Annotated in this window: 16 protein-coding genes and 1 other RNA gene; 3 read left to right on the plus strand and 14 right to left on the minus strand. The window is 60.4% G+C overall.

Going from position 1 to position 16,795, the window contains the following annotated elements:
• Positions 1-97: 97 nt before the first annotated feature.
• The 11 genes from pyrC to A7P95_RS06725 all read right to left on the minus strand — a co-directional run bounded on the left by pyrC (position 98) and on the right by A7P95_RS06725 (position 10,954).
• Positions 98-1,135, minus strand: coding sequence for a dihydroorotase (gene pyrC, locus A7P95_RS06675; protein ID WP_067593005.1), 1,038 nt, complete (start codon positions 1,133-1,135; stop codon positions 98-100).
• 86 nt (positions 1,136-1,221) lie between these two features.
• Positions 1,222-1,449: a sulfurtransferase TusA family protein gene (locus tag A7P95_RS06680; RefSeq protein WP_067593008.1), complete on the minus strand. Its 228-nt coding sequence runs from the start codon at positions 1,447-1,449 to the stop codon at positions 1,222-1,224.
• 326 nt (positions 1,450-1,775) lie between these two features.
• Positions 1,776-2,534 carry a HEPN domain-containing protein gene (locus A7P95_RS06685; RefSeq protein ID WP_067593011.1) on the minus strand — a complete coding sequence of 253 codons (759 nt, stop codon included), beginning with the start codon at positions 2,532-2,534 and terminating at the stop codon, positions 1,776-1,778.
• A 48-nt stretch (positions 2,535-2,582) separates the two neighbouring features.
• Positions 2,583-3,491, minus strand: a complete 909-nt coding sequence (locus tag A7P95_RS06690; protein ID WP_067593014.1) for a DUF58 domain-containing protein — start codon at positions 3,489-3,491, stop codon at positions 2,583-2,585.
• Positions 3,488-4,396 (minus strand): AAA family ATPase, encoded by a 909-nt coding sequence (locus A7P95_RS06695; protein ID WP_067593018.1) that lies wholly within the window; start codon positions 4,394-4,396, stop codon positions 3,488-3,490. Before A7P95_RS06695 ends, A7P95_RS06690 begins: the two co-directional genes overlap by 4 nt.
• A gap of 115 nt (positions 4,397-4,511) precedes the next feature.
• Positions 4,512-4,883, minus strand: coding sequence for a 30S ribosome-binding factor RbfA (rbfA, locus tag A7P95_RS06700; protein ID WP_067593021.1), 372 nt, complete (start codon positions 4,881-4,883; stop codon positions 4,512-4,514).
• Between the two features lie 19 nt (positions 4,884-4,902).
• Positions 4,903-5,235 carry a hypothetical protein gene (locus tag A7P95_RS06705; RefSeq protein ID WP_067593024.1) on the minus strand — a complete coding sequence of 111 codons (333 nt, stop codon included), beginning with the start codon at positions 5,233-5,235 and terminating at the stop codon, positions 4,903-4,905.
• Between the two features lie 291 nt (positions 5,236-5,526).
• Positions 5,527-8,298, minus strand: coding sequence for a translation initiation factor IF-2 (gene infB, locus A7P95_RS06710; protein WP_067593026.1), 2,772 nt, complete (start codon positions 8,296-8,298; stop codon positions 5,527-5,529).
• 15 nt (positions 8,299-8,313) lie between these two features.
• Positions 8,314-9,810, minus strand: a complete 1,497-nt coding sequence (gene nusA, locus A7P95_RS06715) for a transcription termination factor NusA (protein ID WP_067593028.1) — start codon at positions 9,808-9,810, stop codon at positions 8,314-8,316.
• Positions 9,811-9,848: 38 nt separating this feature from the next.
• Positions 9,849-10,274: a ribosome maturation factor RimP gene (gene rimP, locus A7P95_RS06720; RefSeq protein ID WP_067593029.1), complete on the minus strand. Its 426-nt coding sequence runs from the start codon at positions 10,272-10,274 to the stop codon at positions 9,849-9,851.
• A gap of 233 nt (positions 10,275-10,507) precedes the next feature.
• Positions 10,508-10,954 (minus strand): CopD family copper resistance protein, encoded by a 447-nt coding sequence (locus A7P95_RS06725; protein ID WP_067593030.1) that lies wholly within the window; start codon positions 10,952-10,954, stop codon positions 10,508-10,510.
• A 106-nt stretch (positions 10,955-11,060) separates the two neighbouring features.
• Between A7P95_RS06725 and A7P95_RS06730 the strand changes: the two genes are divergently transcribed.
• Positions 11,061-11,267: a glycine zipper 2TM domain-containing protein gene (locus tag A7P95_RS06730; protein WP_067593031.1), complete on the plus strand. Its 207-nt coding sequence runs from the start codon at positions 11,061-11,063 to the stop codon at positions 11,265-11,267.
• 85 nt (positions 11,268-11,352) lie between these two features.
• Here A7P95_RS06730 and rnpB read toward each other — a convergent pair.
• The 3 genes from rnpB to A7P95_RS06745 all read right to left on the minus strand — a co-directional run bounded on the left by rnpB (position 11,353) and on the right by A7P95_RS06745 (position 14,067).
• Positions 11,353-11,707: RNase P RNA component class A (gene rnpB / locus A7P95_RS06735), an RNA gene on the minus strand.
• Positions 11,708-11,961: 254 nt separating this feature from the next.
• Complete coding sequence (locus A7P95_RS06740; protein WP_067593032.1) at positions 11,962-12,936, minus strand: hypothetical protein; 975 nt, start codon at positions 12,934-12,936, stop codon at positions 11,962-11,964.
• Between the two features lie 204 nt (positions 12,937-13,140).
• Positions 13,141-14,067, minus strand: a complete 927-nt coding sequence (locus A7P95_RS06745) for a patatin-like phospholipase family protein (protein ID WP_067593035.1) — start codon at positions 14,065-14,067, stop codon at positions 13,141-13,143.
• A gap of 212 nt (positions 14,068-14,279) precedes the next feature.
• On the opposite strand from A7P95_RS06745, the gene A7P95_RS06750 reads away from it, so the two are divergent.
• Complete coding sequence (locus tag A7P95_RS06750) at positions 14,280-14,711, plus strand: EamA family transporter (protein WP_067593038.1); 432 nt, start codon at positions 14,280-14,282, stop codon at positions 14,709-14,711.
• Between the two features lie 167 nt (positions 14,712-14,878).
• Entirely contained in the window at positions 14,879-16,555 is a 1,677-nt protein-coding gene (locus tag A7P95_RS06755; RefSeq protein WP_067593042.1) for a formate--tetrahydrofolate ligase, read from the plus strand.
• Positions 16,556-16,795: the final 240 nt, after the last annotated feature.

A 16,795-nucleotide genomic window follows, 5' to 3' on the forward strand; every position in this document is an offset into this window, starting at 1 on the left:
ATACTGTAAACAACGCTACTGGTTTCTACAGCTACCTGAAAAATTCAACCCTTGTTTTTCAGGTAGCCTTTTTGTATCGGAAGCCGAGCGGCTGGGTTTATTCCTGCATGGTCCAAGCCACGCTGCCGCCGGCGCGCATGGGGACGAGCTGCCCGCCGTGGCCGATGGGGAAGCTGCCGGGCACGGTTTGCGCTTGTTTCACCAGGGTGATGGTGTCGGTATTTTCAGGTAGCCCGTAGAAGCGGGCGCCGTTTTGCGAGGCGAAGGCTTCGAGTTTGTGGAGCGCGCCGATTTGATCGAAGGCTTCGGCGTAGAGCTCGATGGCGGTGGCGGCACTGAAGATGCCGGCGCAGCCGCAGGCGTTTTCTTTGGCGCTTTGCGGGTGGGGCGCGGAGTCGGTGCCGAGGAAGAATTTGTGCGATTGCGCGCCGGATACGGCTTCGAGCAGGGCGCGGCGGTGGCTTTCGCGTTTGAGCACGGGCAGGCAGTAGTGGTGGGGGCGCACGCCGCCCACGAGCAGGTCGTTGCGGTTGAGCAGCAGGTGCTGGGGGGTAACGGTGGCGGCGAGGTTGCTGCCGCTGCTGCACACGAGGCGGGCGGCTTCGGCGGTGGTGATGTGTTCGAACACGGTTTTGAGACCGGGCACTTGGTCGAGCACGGGCAGGAGGATGCGGTCGATGAAGGCGGCTTCGCGGTCGAAGATGTCGATGGCGGGGTCGGTGACTTCGCCGTGCACGAGGAAGCGCATATCTTGGGCGGCGATTTCTTCGAGCACGGGGAGGAGTTTGAACAGGTCGGTTACGCCGCTGTCGGAGTTGGTGGTGGCGCCGGCGGGGTAGAGTTTGAAGGCGGCGATGCCGGCAGCTTTGGCTTCCCGTACCAGGGCGGGGGTGGCGTGGTCGGTGAGGTAGAGGGTCATCAGGGGCTGGAAGGGGCTGCCGGGGGGCAGGGCGGCGAGGATGCGCTCGCGGTAGGCGAGGGCGTCGGCCACGCTGGTAACGGGGGGTTTGAGGTTGGGCATGATGACGGCGCGCCCCATCTGTCGGGCGGTGTGGGGCAGGACGTGGCGAAGGGTGTCGCCGTCGCGCAGGTGGAGGTGCATGTCGTCGGGGCGGATGAGGGTGAGGGTTTGCATGATGGGCTTTCGTGTGGGGGTGATGTTTTAGCTTGGCTGGGGCTTACGTTTTCAGGTAGCCTGCGGAGGGGTAGGCTACCTGAAAATTATTTGTGTTGGATCACGAGGCGGAATACGCTGTTTTCGGTGTCGGAGGAGAGGAGCCGGTGGCCGGTTTGGCGGCAGAAGGCGGCGAAGTCGTCGGGGGCGCCGGGGTCGGTGGCGCGCACGGACAGGATTTGCCCGGCCTGCATGGTGGCAAGGGCCTTTTTGGCGCGGAGGATGGGCAGGGGGCATTTGAGGCCGGTGAGGTCGAGCTGGAGGTCTGGGGTCATGGTGTGGGTTCTGTTGGTTTGGATGGGCGGATTATAGCGGAAAGTGGCAACGCGAACTTTGGTTTGAATGTGGAAAGGCTACCTGAAAATGGGAAAAATGGTTTTCAGGTAGCCTTTAGCTTGGCAAGATTATCGGCGGGAGAAAATCCGTTGCAGCCAATCGGCTTTTGCTGTTTGCAACGTAAAATCTGCGCCACCGCATTTGGTGCAACGTTCCGGCTGGGGAATGCCTGCGTCCGAACGGGCAAATGCTGCATATTTCTGCCCGCAATTTCGGCATATCCAGTAAGCGGTTTTGCCGCTTTCCCTTGGCGCAATCGGCATTTTCAGTCTTCTTTCACAAAAGGGTAATACGGTTTGCCCCAGGCATAGTCGGGATGTTGCTGCATGATATGCAGTACCAGCGGCAGCAGGCTGGTGAGGATGCGGCAGGCGTCTTTTAGTTGATTGCGGTTGGCCGAACTGCCGTAGGTTGCACCGCCGTGGATAATTTGGTTGCGCAGGGTGTAGAGGCGGTCGAACATAATCAGCAGCACGGTATCGGTATCTTGTGCGGCTAAGGCGCGTTGTGCTTTTTCCCCTGCTTTTTCAAATTCTTCTTGCCAAGCGGTTTCTGAAATTTTGCCGTTATGGAAATCCCAAAACGGCTGGAAAACATAGCGGTTGCCCAAGAGGGAGCGGATGGCGCCGGGAAAGGTTTGCCATACTAAGGCATAAATCAGCTTTTCTTCATCCAAACGGCAGATGGTGTTTAGGAATTGGCGGAAATGGCTTCGGTCGCCGGATATTTCCCGTTCATCAATTTCGCGGGCATAGGCAGCATTGAAAGCAATCCATAATGCTTGGAAGCCGGTATCCCAATCCGGCGCGAAAGAAAGCCGCCCGCCCTGCTGGGCCAGCATTTGCTGCATATGCTTGGGGATAGCCGGCTGCTTGGCATGATTGGCCGCATCTGTGCCGCTCAACAATTCTCCAGCCTTACCCAACCAGCTTAACGCACGGTGGATGCGCAGGCGGAATGGGTCGGAGTAGGTATCGCGGTGTTGGTGGTAATGGGTTTGGATGGTGGATAGGTTGATGCTCATAGGGGATTCCTGTTTTCAGGTAGCCTTTTATTGCCTGCTCATAATTATTCACATCACCGCCAGCGCGGCCAGGCACTTTTCGCGTTGGCCGTTTTGCGGGGGGATGGTTTGGCCGGGCAGGATGAGGGTGTAGCGCTGGCCGCGGCCGTGGGCTTCGAGCACGCGGTAGCACAGGAGACCGGCGAGGCGGTCGGCGCTGGTGCCGGCGGGGTAGTCGGCGTAGCTGATGATGTGGTCGGCGGCGTGGAAGGCGGGCTCTTCGAAATGCTTGTCGAGCAGGCGGCCGCTTTTGGCGTAGTTTTTCCAGGCGATGTGTTGTAGCGAGGTGCCGGGCTGGTGGTCTTGCAGGTGGGCGAGGTCTTCGTTGCCGCCGAGCTTGCGGCGGGGTTCGCCTTCTTCGGCGGGGGTGCTGCCGGGCGGGGCGGTGTGCGGCTGGGGTGCGGGGTAGACCAGGCCTTCTTCCGGCCAATGCCACACGCATTCGACGCTGCTGATGGCAAACGGCCACACGCTCGCGCAGCGCAGCGGCGGCAGCATCAGGCGGCCGCGCCTTGCGGGCAGCACGGGCCAGGCGAAGGGCTGCGGCTGTTTGGCGGTGAAGAGGGCGGCCCGGAATTCGGGTTCATCGTCGCGGCGGCTGTCGGCCGCGAACCACAGCTGGCGGTGGCGCATTTTGGCCGAGGGGGCGGGCAGCAGCAGGATGTCGGCGGGCTGGCCTTGGAAGATTTCTTCGGGCAGGGTGAGGTCGAGGCGCAGGCCGATAAGTTGCAGGCAGTTGAGCAGGATGCCCACGCACAGGAAGCCGGCCAGCCAGAAGGCCACCAGATAGGCGAGGTTCACTTGATAGTTCAAGCCCACCAGCCACAGCAGCACCACCATCACGGCCAAGGTAACGCCGAGGCGGGTGGGGCGCAGGCGCAAATCGCGCAGGCGGGGGCTGTATTGGCCGGCGCTCACGATACGGCTACCTGAAGCAGCATCTGCTCCAAAAGCTGGGTGATGGACTGCGGTTGCAGGGTTTGCAGGCGGTGTCCGGCCACGGCCACCCACACGGCTTTGATGTCTTCCGGCAGCACATAATCGCGCCCGGCTAGAAATGCCCAGGCTTTGGCGGCTTTCACCACGGCTAGGCCGGCGCGCGGGCTCAGGCCGTTTACAAACAGGCCGGGCTGGCGCGTGGCCTGCACCAGGCGGTACACATAATCAGCGGCTTGCTGCGAACATTGCACCTGCATGGCTTCGGCCTGCCATTGCAGCAGGATTTCGGCGTTGCACACGGCTTTGAGCGCGGGCAGCAGGCGGCGGCGGTCGCCTTGGGCATAAAGCTGGCGTTCGGCTTCGGCGGAGGGGTAGCCCAGCGAGAGGCGCATCATGAATCGGTCGAGCTGCGATTCGGGCAGCGGGAAAGTGCCGAGCTGCTCCACCGGGTTTTGCGTGGCGATCACGAAGAAGGGTTTGGGCAGGCGGTAGGTTTTGCCGTCTACGGATACCTGTTTTTCTTCCATGGCTTCGAGCAGGGCAGACTGCATTTTGGGCGAGGCGCGGTTGATTTCGTCGGCTAGCAGGAAGTGGTGGAAAATGGGGCCGGGGTGGAATTTGAACTGGCCGTCGGCGGGCTGGAACACGTTCACGCCCAGGAGGTCGGCGGGCAGCATGTCGTTGGTGAATTGCACGCGGCGGTAGCCCAGGCCGAGCACCACGGCCAGGCCGTGCGCCAGCGTGGTTTTGCCCACGCCGGGCACGTCTTCGAGCAGCACGTGGCCGTCGGCCAGGATGCTGGCCATCAGATGCTGGAGCACGGTTTCTTTACCGAGAATCAGGGCGTTGAGTTGGGTGAAGACGTTTTGCAAGTGGGGGTTCATATTGTGTTTAATCCTGATATTGTGCGAATGGGGCTACCTGAAAAAGGCTACCTGAAAAATAGGGAATAGGCGTGAAGAAGCCCTGTTAAATCAACAGGGCTAATTTTCAGGTAGCCTAATCTTGCACCGGCTCTTCGGCAGCGGCTTGTTCGATCAGCTGGGAAATGCTCATGCCGCGCTCGAGCGACTGGTCGTATTTGAAGTGCAGCTCGGGGGTTTTGAAGAGCTTGATGCGGCGGGAAAGCTCGCTGCGCAGGTGGCCTTTGGCGTGTTCCAGCGCTTCGGCGGTAATATCGCGGGTGGCGTCGTCGAGCACGGTGTAATACACGGTGGCGTGGCTGTAGTCGCGGGTGAGCTCGACTTCGTTGATGGTGATGAAGCCGGCGCGCGGGTCTTTGAGGCCGGTGCGCACGAGCTCGGCCAGCTCGCGCATGATTTGTTCGCGTACGCGGTCTTGGCGGGCGTAGCCGCGGTGGGATTTGGCCATGGGGTTCCTCTCTGGCGGGTTATTTGAGCTCGCTGGTGCGGTCGAGCAGGGCATCCATCAGGGTGTCGTATTGTTTTTTACGGTGCTGGATGCGCAGTTGGTCGAATTCTCCCAGCTGCCCTTCGAAGGTGTGGGTTTTGAAATAGGGCTTCAGGTCGAAGGCCTTTTCCAGAAAACGGATAACGTTGAGCTCGTTTTCCCGGTCGACGGGGCGTAGGGGAAAGCGCCCGGTGAGCACGAAGTTGTCGGGCATCACGGCGGTGACCACGAGGAGCGGCTTGGCGTTTTCGCGCCGGCGGATTTCGAGCAGCAGGCTGTAGGTTTCGAAGGTATAGGTTTGTTTGTCGTTCATCTTCGCATACTCAAATGGGTGGGCAGCGGTTTGGATTGGGGGGAAACGGTGGTGTTTGCCGATTATACGGCATAGGCGGCATGATACGACAAGCGCCGCCGGCTTGGTAGGGGGTGGCTGCCGTGAGCCGTTTTAATCTGCCGGCATGCGGGGCGGCATGGCGGATGAATTTGCCGGTTTTCTGTTTTTATTGGCATTTTCTGCCAGAAATATCCAGCAGGGAATGGCCGAGTATGTGGAAGGAGGCTACCTGAAACGGGTTCGGGCAGCCTCCGGTTCGCTGGTGTGGCGCTACAGGGTGCGGGCCACTTCCACCACGTCGAAGGCTTCCAGCAGGTCGCCTTCCTGGATGTCGTTGTAATTTTTCAGCATCAGGCCGCATTCGAAGCCCATGCGCACTTCTTTCACATCGTCTTTGAAGCGTTTGAGCGATTCCAGCTCGCCGGTGTGGATAACCACATGGTCGCGGATGAGGCGCACGCGGCTGTCGCGCTTGATTACGCCGTCGGTTACCATACAACCGGCAATGTTGCCCACTTTGGAGATGTTGATCACCTGGCGGATTTCCACGGTGCCGGTTTGCTGCTCTTTCTGCTCGGGGGCGAGCATGCCGCTCATGGCTGCTTTCACATCGTCGATGGCATCGTAGATGATGTTGTAGTAGCGGATTTCGATGTCTTCGTTTTCGGCCAGCTTGCGGGCGGAGCCGTCGGCGCGCACGTTGAAGCCGATGATGAAGGCGCCGGAGGCGATGGCGAGGTTCACGTCGCTTTCGGTGATGCCGCCCACGCCGCTGTGCAGCACTTCCACTTTCACTTCGTCGTTGGACAGCTTTTTGAGGCTACCTGAAAGTGCTTCGTAGGAGCCTTGTACGTCGGCTTTGATGATCACGGCCAAATTCTGCGCGGCCTGGCCTTCGCCGGCGTTGGCAAACAGGTTTTCCAGCTTGGCGGCCTGCTGTTTGGCCAAACGCACGTCGCGGTATTTGCCTTGGCGGAACAGGGCGATTTCGCGCGCCTTTTTCTCGTCGGCCAGCACCATGGCGTCTTCGCCGGCATTGGGCACGTCGGAGAGGCCGAGGATTTCCACCGGAATGGAGGGGCCGGCTTCCTGCACCTGCTTGCCGTTTTCGTCTACCATGGCGCGGACTTTGCCAAACGCCGTGCCGGCCAGCAGCATATCGCCTTTTTTCAGCGTGCCGCTCTGCACCAGCAGGGTGGCCACGGCGCCGCGGCCTTTGTCCAAACGGGCTTCCACAATGATGCCTTTGGCTGGCGCTTCCACCGGCGCTTTCAGCTCCAGCACTTCGGCTTCCAGCAGCACGGCTTCCAGCAGTGCGTCGATATTGGTGCCTTTTTTGGCGGAAACGTCGATAAACTGCACATTGCCGCCCCAGCTGTCGGGGATCACGTCGTGCGAAGTCAGCTCTTGGCGGATACGCTCGGGATTGGCCGCTTCCTTATCGATTTTGTTCACGGCCACCACCATCGGCACGCCGGCCGCTTTGGCATGGGCGATGGCTTCGATGGTTTGCGGCATCACGCCGTCGTCGGCGGCCACCACCAGAATCACGATGTCGGTGGCCTGCGCGCCGCGGGCACGCATCGCGGTAAACGCTTCGTGGCCGGGGGTGTCGAGGAAGGTGATCACGCCGCGCGGGGTCTGCACGTGGTAGGCACCGATGTGTTGGGTGATGCCGCCGGCCTCGCCCTGCACCACTTTGGCGCGGCGGATGTAGTCGAGCAGCGAAGTTTTACCGTGGTCCACGTGGCCCATCACGGTTACCACCGGCGGGCGCGGCAGAGCCTCGGCCTGAACGGCGGTTTCGCTGTCGTCCAAGAAGGCTTCGGGGTCGTCTGCGGCGGCCGGTTTGCCGATATGGCCCATTTCTTCCACCACAATCAACGCGGTTTCTTGGTCGAGTGATTGGTTGATGGTTACCATCATGCCCATCTTCATCAGGGCTTTCACCACTTCCACGCCCTTCACCGCCATTTTGTGCGCCAAATCGGCCACGGTAATGGTTTCGGGCACCAGCACTTCGTGCACCACGGGCTCGGTGGGCGCTTGGAAGGCGTGTTGGTTCGGCTCCAGCTTGAGCTGTTTCTTGCCTTTTTTGCCGCCGCGTACGCGGTCGTCATCGCTGCGGCCGCCGCGTTCCTTGCCTTTGCCTTTGGTTGAACGGCCGCGCGGCATATCGTCGTCGCGCTGTTGGTGGCGGTCGCCTTTTTTCGGTCGACCGTTGCCGCTCGGGGCGGAGGTAGACAGCGGGGCTTTCTCGCTTGGTGCGGCGCTGCGCGGGGCAGACTGCTGCTCTTTGGCGATTTTGGCTTCTTGCTGTGCCTGCAGTTTGGCGGCTTCGCGGCGTGCCTGGCGTTCCTGTTTTTCTTTCAACAGGGCTTGCTGGTGTGCACGCAGGGCTTCGGCACGGCGGGCTTCTTCGTCGCGCACAGCCTGTTCGGCGGCGCTCACCACTTCCACCGGCTGCGGCGGCGGCTCGGCGGCTTTTTCTTTCTTCGGCTTGCGGCTGCGTTTCGGTTTGGCTGCCGGGGCTTCGGCCGGTGTGGCTACCTCGGCGGCCGGTGCAGCGTCGGCTTGGGCAGCAACAGGCGTTTCAACGGCCGGGGCTTCCGCAGCAAGCGTTTCGGCAGCTTCTGAGGCTACCTGAAAATTCTGTTCTTCCGCAGCGGGGGCGGCGGTGGGCGCTTCCACGGTGGCGGGCGCGGCTACCGCCGGCTCGGCTGCGGCTTGCGGCGCGGTTTCGGCGGCCGCTTTGCTTTCGGCCACGGCTTCAATCGGCGGTACGGCCACGCGGCGGCGGCGGCGGGTTTCCACCTGCACGCCGGCCACGGTGCTGCGTTCGGTGCGGGTGCGGCTCACGCTGATGGAGAGCGTGCCGCTGTCGTTTTGCTTGCGCAGGTGCGCCAGCAGGGCTTGTTTGTCTGCCGGGCTGATGCTGTCGGCGCCGCTGCTTTTTTCCACGCCGGCGGCTTTGAGCTGCTCCAGCAGGGTGGGCACGGATTTTTTCAGTTCGGCGGCGAATTGCTGTACGGTGTTACTCATAAATCTCCAGCCTCCTTATTCTTGTGTTTCGGCAAACCAGTGTTCGCGTGCGGCCAAAATAACGGTTTTGGCTTCCTCTTCGCTCACGCCGGTGATTTCGATCAGTTCGTCGGTGGAAAGCTCGGCCAGCCCGTCGAGGGTGGTGATGCCGGCCTGCGCCAAATCGCGCAGCATGTCTTGGTCGATGCCGTTGAGGGTTTTCAGCGCTTCTTCCACTTCGTCGAGTTTTTCTTCCGACATGATGGCCAGGGTGAGGATGGCGTCGCGGGCGCGGTTGCGCAGGGTTTCCACGGTGGCTTCGTCGAAGCCGATTTCCACCAGCTCGGCAGCGGGCACATAGGCCACTTCTTCCAGTGCGGCAAAGCCTTCTTCAATCAGCAGGTCGGCAGTTTGCTCGTCTACATTCAGGTGCTGCGTGAAGAGGCTGCGGATTTGCGCGTCTTCGGCTTCGTTGCGCTCTTCGGCTTCTTGGATGGTCATGATGTTGAGCTGCCAGCCAGTGAGGTCGGCGGCGAGGCGCACGTTTTGGCCGCCGCGGCCGATGGCGGGCGCGAGCTGGTCTTCGGCCACGATGACATCAACCGAATGGTTGTCTTCGTCAATCAAAATGCGGCTGACTTCGGCGGGGGAGAGCGCGTTGATCACAAACTGCGCGGTTTCCGGCGACCACAGCACCACGTCCACACGTTCGCCGGCTAGCTCGTTTGATACAGCGTTCACGCGCGAACCGCGCACGCCGATACAAGTGCCCTGCGGGTCGATGCGCGCATCGTTGGATTTTACGGCGATTTTGGCGCGCTGGCCGGGATCGCGGGCAGCTTCCTTGATTTCCAACAGGCCGTCTTCGATTTCCGGCACTTCCTGCTCGAACAGTTTCACCAGGAATTCGCGCGAAGTTCGGCTGAGGATGACTTGTTTGCGGCCGCTGTTGCCTTGTTCGTCCACGCGCAGGAAGAGGGCGCGGATGCGGTCGCCGCTGCGGAAGTTTTCGCGCGGGATGCATTGGTCGCGCGGGATGAGCGCGTCCAGGCGGCCGATTTCCACGATAATGCCGTGGCGCTCGACGCGTTTTACGGTGCCCATCACCACGTCTTCGCGGCGGGCGAGGAATTCTTGCAGGATTTGCTCGCGCTCGGCATCGCGGATGCGTTGCAGGATGATTTGTTTGGCGGTTTGCGCGGCTTGGCGGCCGAAGGCTACGTTTTCCAGCTCTTCTTCGTAATATTCGCCGATTTGCAGCGGGGAATCGGGGAATTCTTCTTGGATTTCCTCGATGGTTTTCTGCGTGTCAGGGTAGGTGTAGTCTTCGTCGGCCACAATCAGCCAGCGGCGGAAGGTGTGGTATTCGCCGGTGTCGCGGTCGATGCTCACGCGCACGTCCATGTGTTCGCGGTCGGCCTTTTTCTTGGCGGCCACCGACAGGGCGAATTCCAGGGCTTCGAATACAACTTCGGAATCAACGTTTTTTTCGCTGGCCAGCGCTTCGGCCAATTGCAACATCTCGCGGCTCATGGGAATGAACTCTCCACTCAATCAATCAATTAGGAAAATCAAAATTCGGGCTTCAGGCGCGCCCGCTCGATATTGGATAATTCGATGGCAACGGTTTTGCCGTCGAAGGATAGGGTTAGCACATCGTTGCCGAAGGCTTCGATGCGGCCGATAAAGTTTTTCTGCCCTTCAATCGGCAGCCGGGTTTTCAGCTTGATGAGGCTACCTGAAAAACGGGTGAAGTCGGCAGCCTTTTTCAGCGGGCGGTCGAGGCCGGGGCTGGAAATTTCCAGCCGTTTGTAGTCTACGTCTTCCACCATGAAAACGCGGCTCAAGTGGTTGCTGACGGTGGCGCAGTCTTCCACGGTGATGCCGCCGGGCTGGTCGATGAATACGCGCAAATCGCCCTGCGGGGTGAGCTCGAAATCCACCAGCTCGTAGCCCAGGCCGGGCAGGGTTTTGTCTAAAATGGTTTGAATATCCATGGTTGCCTAGTTTGGAAAACAAAAAAATGGCCTCGGGGCCATTTCTCATTTATCTCGTATAAATAACTGAAAAACGGCGCGATTCTAAACCATATTCTGCGGCTTGGCAACTTTGCGTGCGCGAGGCGGGGCAAGCGGGCGCGCGGGCTGTGAGAATCGCGCAACAGAAGCGCCTGTTTGGGTAAGGCGTGGGGCGGGCGGATGTTTTTCAGGTAGCCTGTTGCGGGTTCGCGCTACCAGGCAATGTAAAACATGGCTTTGGCCAGAAACACGATGAGCAGCATCTGCGTGAGCACGGCGCGGTGGATGTATTTGGAAAAGCTCACCGTCATCGTGCCGCGCCGCATGCGGACAACGGCGGCGATGAAGTGGCAGAGGATGCTGAAGGCGAGCAGGATTTTCAGCGAAAGCTGAATGAAAAACGAATTGGCAAACGGGTTGTGCAGGATTTGCAGGTAGCGGTGCATCATCACCAGGCCGGAAGCAAACAGCAGGCCGACCACCCACGGCATCACTTGCACCGCCCGCGCCGACAGCGCCCGCTCCACTTCGCGCCGCGCCTCGCGCCCCACGCGCTTGGTGTGCATAACCGACAAAACCAGCGACTCAAACAGCACGCCGCCCACGAAAGCGATGGCGCAGAATAAGTGAACAATATGTGCGGCGGAATAAACAGACATTTACCTGCCTTTTAATGCAATCACAGAAAAGTGCGATACTCTCACAGGCAGGTAGGGCGGTCAAACGCCGCTGTGCCTTTTTATACTGATACAGAAAGGGTATATCATGAAAAAATCTACTGTTAGCTCCATTTGCGCCATGATGTTGCTGGCTGCTTCTTTGAGCGCTTGCAACGGTATGACCACCAGACAGCGTAATATTGCCGTGGGCGCGGCCGTGGGCGGCGTGGCCGGCAACGTGATCGGCGGCGACACCGGCTCTACCTTGGGCGGCGCTGCATTGGGCGGTTTGGTGGGCAGCCAGATTCGCTAAACCGGATTTTAATGATGCGGGCGGGAGTGTGGAATGCACTCCCGCCCGTTGTGTATGCGGAGAAGCCGAGCGGCTTCGTGGGGTGTACCGCAGCGGGCCGGTAAGCCGGGTTCTGTCGTTGGACAGTCATTCCTCTAGGCCGTTTGTTGCCAAGCGGCTCAAGCAACCTACCCGAATGCTCGGCGAGCAGCTTCACTGCATTCTGTTTGGTCTTGCTGCGGATGGGGTTTGGCCTGCTACGGTCTGTTGCCAGCCGCACGGTGCGCTCTTACCGCACCATTTCACCCTTACCTGTGCTGCGTTGCCGCAGCCATCGGCGGTTATGCTTTCTGTTCCACTTTCCGTCGCCTCGCGGCGCCCGGCCGTTAGCCGGCATCCTGCTCTGTGCAGCCCGGACTTTCCTCCCCGCCCGAGGGCGCGGCGACTGTCTGGCCTGCTGCGGTACGGGCGGGATTATAACGGATTGGGCGGGAAAGGCTACCTGAAAATGCAGGGGTGGGGTTTTGCGGGTTCGGCGGTTTTTCAGGTAGCATGTTGCATGGATGGGCTGGCTGAAAAATATTGATTGCAGTGGGAAAACGGGTGGGCGGTTGTTGGGGCAGGTTGTGGCTTGGTTTGAGGCTACCTGAAAAAAGGCTACCTGAATTTGCTTAACGGAAACGGGATGCTTTGTTTTTTAGGTAGCCTTTTGTGCTTATTTGGTGGAAATATCCAGCCTGCCGGCGAATCGGTGTTTGGGTTTCCAGAATGCCCAGCCGCTGCGGGCGGAGATTTCGAGGCTGCCGCCGTGTTCGCCGTCGGTGAGGAGGCGGGCGGCGGGGAGTTGTTTGCGTTGCAGGGCTTGCCACAGGGGGGCGAAGAATTGTTCGTCCCATTGTTGCAGGGTGCGGGCGTAGTCGTCGGGCCGGCCGAGCTCGGCGGCTTGCCGGAGCTCGTGGAGGTAGAGGGTGCTGTGTTCGAGCGGAACGCGGCACTCGGCGGCGGTGGCCTGCCAGGCGGCGAGGTTGGCCGGGGCGGGGCGGACTTGGGGGCTGCGGCTGTAGGCGGCCCAGGGGCTGTGGCTGCCGATGAGTGCGGGGGGTGCAGCGGGGGATTCGGTGGGCAGCTCGTCCCACAGCCAGAGGGCGTTGATGGGCGGTTTGCCTTCGGCGCTGCGGCGGGTGTTGACGGGATGGTTGTGCAGCCACATTTGGATTTCGGTTTGGCGTTGGAGCCATTGGCTTTTGCGGCTGCCGAGGGCTTGGGGGATGTCGGCGTGGTGGCCGGCGATGTTGAGGATGTAGGGGGCTTGCCACTGGGCGGGGCGGGGCAGGCGGATGCTCCAGAGCTCGGGAGAGAGGGGGGCGAATTGCCAGCTGTCTTCGTGGCAGAAGGCGTTGAGGCCGTGGCACAGGACTTCGGCTTCTTCGGGCAGGATGTGCAAGCCGCTGCTTTGGAGCTGGGTGCTGTGCAGGCCGATTTGCTGGTGCAGGGGGCTGGCGAAGGCGTAGGGCTCGGCGAAGAGGTGGTGGAGCTGGGGGCTGAGGTGTTGGAAGCAGAAGTCGGCAGGCTCGGAGGGGGCGGCTTGGAAGCGGCCGAAACGCAGCAGTTGGTTGAGGCCGGGGGTGTGCAGGGCGGGGAGTTCGGCGGGGTGGGGCCAGTGGAGGCCGGGTAGGCAGAGGGTGAACATGGTGTGCGGGGGTTGATATTTTTCAGGTAGCCTGTTGTGCGGCGTGCGGGCTACCTGAAAGTTGGATATTGAATAAACAGGATTAGTTTGCGGGTGAGGCTACCTGAAAAGTATGGGCTGGGAAATGAGCTTCTGCGTTTTAGCTTCGCAGAAACTCGGCCTTGCTTCGCCATACCTTATTTTCAGGTAGCCTTTGCAGCGGGCTTACTGCACGCGGTAGCGCTGCAACACGGCGCGGATTTGCGGCAGGGCGGCGCGGGCGGCGTCTTCGCCGAGCTTGATGGCGTGGCTTTTTTCATCGAAGCCGCCCACGGCGCCGAGGTGCTGCACTTGCGGTTTGATCACGACGTCGGCCTTGGAGAGCTCGCTGTTGAGGGCGGAGGTGCTCATGATGTTGAGGCTTTGGTCGAGGTAGGAGAAGAAGCCGCTTTGGGTGAGGCGGGCGGGCTTGGCGGAAATGTCCACGGCAATCACCACGTTGGCGCCGAGCGAGCGAGCGGCCGATACGGGCACGGGCGCGGTGAGGCCGCCGTCCACATAGCGTTTGCCGTTGATGATGGCGGGCTGGAATACGTTGGGGATGCTGGCGGAGGCGCGCACGGCCTGGCCGGCGTTGCCGCTGCGGAATACGACGTTGCGCCCGCTGTCGAACTCGGTGGCGACGGCGGCGAATTTGCGCGGGAAGTTTTGCATGGGGCGGTTGCCGACTTGGCGGTTGATGTAGTTTTGCAGTTTTTCGCCGCGGATGAAGCCGCTGGTGGAGAGGGTGAGGTCGACCAGGTCGGCGCGTTGCAGGCTTTCGGCTTCGCGTTGCAGGCGCGGGGCGTTCATGCCGGAGGCGTAGAGGCTGCCCACCAGGGCGCCGGCGCTGGTGCCGGTAACCACTTTCACGGGAATGTTGTTTTCTTCCAATACTTTGATCACGCCGATGTGGGCGAAGCCTTTGGAGGCGCCGCCGCCAAGGGCGAGGCCGACGACGGCCTGGGGTTTGTTGCCGCTTTGGGTGGCGGTGAGCGGCTGGCGCTGGTGTTTGTGCGAACCGAGGGAGAGGCTGCTGCCGAGGGTGTCGCAGGCGGAGAGGGCGAGGGTGAGGAGGGCGATGCCGAGGCTGCGGCGGAATAATGTGTTCATGAGGAGTCCTTTTTGGCCGGTTGGTGGCGGAAACGGGGGGTATTGTAGCGGATTGGGTGTGAAGGTGGGTTAAAGGCTACCTGAAAATATGGGGCGCGGGCGGATTGGGCGGTTATAATCAGGCGAACGAATTTGGGCTACCTGAAAAACAGTGCGGCTGCTGGAGAGTTTTCAGGTAGCCTGTGGCAACTTAATATATAAGGAAACGGATGATGACTTCACATGCTTGGTTCTATTGGGCTCTGGCCTCTGCCTTTTTCGCGGCGCTCACGGCGGTTTTCGCCAAACTCGGTTTGCAGGGCATCGATTCGGATTTCGCCACCTTTATCCGCACGCTGGTGATCATTGCGGCATTGGCGGCATTTTTGAGCTACACCGGCAAGTGGCAGGGCGTGGGCGGCTTCACCGGCCGCAACTGGATGTTTCTGGTGCTCTCCGGCTTGGCCACGGGCGCTTCGTGGCTGGCGTATTTCAAGGCGCTGCAAATGGGCGAGGCTTCCAAAGTGGCGCCGGTGGATAAATTTAGCATCGTGCTGGTGGCGCTGATGGCGGTGGTGTTTTTAGACGAGCGGCCGAGCGTGCAGGAGTGGCTGGGCATTGCCATGATTGCCGGCGGCGTGCTGGTGTTGGCGTTAAAACGCTGAAGTTTGCCCGAAGAGTTTTCAGGTAGCCTTCCTGTGCGTGGAGGCTACCTGAAAATATTTCAGTATATCTGTAAACATTCATCTCAATCCGGCGGCGGGCAAGGCTGATTTCGGGTACAATCCCCCATGCGTAGTCCATTCTTTAAACTCTTAAAACGGAGACCGCCATGACACAATTGTCTGATGTTCAAATCGCCCAAACCGCACAAATCAAGCATATCGACGAAATCGCCGCCAAACTGGGTTTGAGCCCGGACCAATTGGAACACTATGGCAAATACAAAGCCAAAATCAACCCTGCCGACGCTTTGAGGCTACCTGAAAAACAAGGCCGCCTGATTTTGGTTACCGCCATCAGCCCCACGCCCGCCGGCGAAGGCAAAACCACGGTCACCATCGGCCTGGCCGACGCGCTGAACCGCATCGGCAAAAACGCCGTTATCGCTCTGCGCGAGCCCTCGCTCGGCCCCGTGTTCGGCATCAAAGGCGGCGCGGCCGGCGGCGGCTACGCCCAAGTTTTGCCGATGGAAGACATCAACCTACACTTCACCGGCGACTTCCACGCCATCGGCGCCGCCAACAACCTGCTCGCCGCCCTCATCGACAACCACATCCACCACGGCAACGCGCTCAATATCGACCCCAAACGCGTGATTTGGCGCCGCGCCGTGGATATGAACGACCGCCAATTGCGCAACATCGTCGGCGGCCTCGGCAAGCCCGCCGACGGCGTGATGCGCGAAGACGGTTTCGATATTACCGTGGCCTCTGAAGTGATGGCCGTGTTCTGCCTGTCCAAAGATTTGGCCGACCTGAAAACGCGCTTGGGCAACATTTTGGTGGCCTATGCCAAAGACGGCAGCCCGGTGTACGCCAAAGACCTGAAAGCCCAAGGCGCCATGGCCGCGCTGCTGAAAGACGCCATCAAGCCCAATCTGGTGCAAACCATCGAAGGCACGCCCGCTTTCGTGCACGGCGGCCCGTTTGCCAACATCGCCCACGGCTGCAACTCGGTCATTGCCACCCGCCTGGCCAGGCACCTTGCTGATTATGCCGTAACCGAAGCCGGCTTCGGCGCGGATTTGGGCGCGGAAAAATTCTGCGACATCAAGTGCCGACTGGCCGGTTTGCAGCCCGATGCCGCCGTGATCGTGGCCACCGTGCGCGCGCTGAAATACAACGGCGGCGTGGCGAAAGAAGATTTGGGCAGCGAAAACCTGATTGCGCTGGAAAAAGGTTTGGCCAACCTGTTGCGCCACATTGGCAATATGCAGAATGTGTTCGGCCTGCCTGTGGTGGTGGCGCTCAATCGCTTCAGCGCCGACACGCAGGCCGAGCTGGATTTAGTGGCCAAAGCATGCCGTGCACAAGGCGCGGAAGTGTCGTTTACCGAGGTGTGGGGCAAGGGCGGCGCCGGTGGCGAAGACTTGGCGCAAAAAGTGGTGGCGGCCGTGGAGCAGTCGCCCAAACGCTTTGCTTTTGCCTACGATGTGGAACAAAGCATCCCGGAAAAAATCCGCACCGTCGCCCGCCGCATCTACGGCGCAGACGATGTGGATTTCAGCACCGAAGCCTTGGCGGAAATCGCCAAGCTGGAACAGCTGGGCTGGGATAAGCTGCCTGTGTGTATGGCGAAAACCCAATATTCGTTCAGCGACAATGCCAAGCTGCTGGGTGCGCCGCAAGGTTTCCGCATCACCGTGCGCGGGCTGACTTTGTCGGCCGGAGCCGGGTTTGTCGTGGTGCTGTGCGGCAACATGATGAAGATGCCGGGCTTGCCCAAAGTGCCCGCTGCGGAACGGATTGATGTGGACGAGCACGGGGTAATCAGCGGACTGTTCTGATGCTTGTTTGAGAGTGGAATAACAGCCGGGCTTGGGTTCGGCTGTTTTTTATGTTTAGTGTTGGGGCAGGTAGCCATCAGTCGGACGCAGGCCGGTTGTGAGGGTGTTGAAACTAAATTCTCAATGATATGTAGGATTTGAGTGTTTTGGATAGAAATTTAGTTCTTGAGTATTTGACAGGTGGGGAGGGGATGGCGTATAGTTCGCATCTTCGCTGCTTCCACGGCACCGTTTCGAAAT

This window comes from Eikenella longinqua (assembly GCF_001648355.1).
In the GTDB taxonomy this organism is placed as follows: Bacteria; Pseudomonadota; Gammaproteobacteria; order Burkholderiales; family Neisseriaceae; genus Eikenella; species Eikenella longinqua.

Coding starts and splice junctions, on each gene's coding strand:
- rbfA (WP_067593021.1), bottom strand. CDS start 4,883: ATGGCCAAATCCCACCGCGGCTACGCCCGCCAAGACCGCGTACGCGAA.
- A7P95_RS06685 (WP_067593011.1), bottom strand. CDS start 2,534: ATGAGCATCAACCTATCCACCATCCAAACCCATTACCACCAACACCGC.
- A7P95_RS06725 (WP_067593030.1), bottom strand. CDS start 10,954: ATGTCTGTTTATTCCGCCGCACATATTGTTCACTTATTCTGCGCCATC.
- rimP (WP_067593029.1), bottom strand. CDS start 10,274: ATGGATATTCAAACCATTTTAGACAAAACCCTGCCCGGCCTGGGCTAC.
- A7P95_RS06695 (WP_067593018.1), bottom strand. CDS start 4,396: ATGAACCCCCACTTGCAAAACGTCTTCACCCAACTCAACGCCCTGATT.
- A7P95_RS06745 (WP_067593035.1), bottom strand. CDS start 14,067: ATGAACACATTATTCCGCCGCAGCCTCGGCATCGCCCTCCTCACCCTC.
- A7P95_RS06750 (WP_067593038.1), top strand. CDS start 14,280: ATGACTTCACATGCTTGGTTCTATTGGGCTCTGGCCTCTGCCTTTTTC.
- A7P95_RS06740 (WP_067593032.1), bottom strand. CDS start 12,936: ATGTTCACCCTCTGCCTACCCGGCCTCCACTGGCCCCACCCCGCCGAA.
- A7P95_RS06680 (WP_067593008.1), bottom strand. CDS start 1,449: ATGACCCCAGACCTCCAGCTCGACCTCACCGGCCTCAAATGCCCCCTG.
- A7P95_RS06730 (WP_067593031.1), top strand. CDS start 11,061: ATGAAAAAATCTACTGTTAGCTCCATTTGCGCCATGATGTTGCTGGCT.
- A7P95_RS06705 (WP_067593024.1), bottom strand. CDS start 5,235: ATGAACGACAAACAAACCTATACCTTCGAAACCTACAGCCTGCTGCTC.
- pyrC (WP_067593005.1), bottom strand. CDS start 1,135: ATGCAAACCCTCACCCTCATCCGCCCCGACGACATGCACCTCCACCTG.
- infB (WP_067593026.1), bottom strand. CDS start 8,298: ATGAGTAACACCGTACAGCAATTCGCCGCCGAACTGAAAAAATCCGTG.
- A7P95_RS06755 (WP_067593042.1), top strand. CDS start 14,879: ATGACACAATTGTCTGATGTTCAAATCGCCCAAACCGCACAAATCAAG.
- nusA (WP_067593028.1), bottom strand. CDS start 9,810: ATGAGCCGCGAGATGTTGCAATTGGCCGAAGCGCTGGCCAGCGAAAAA.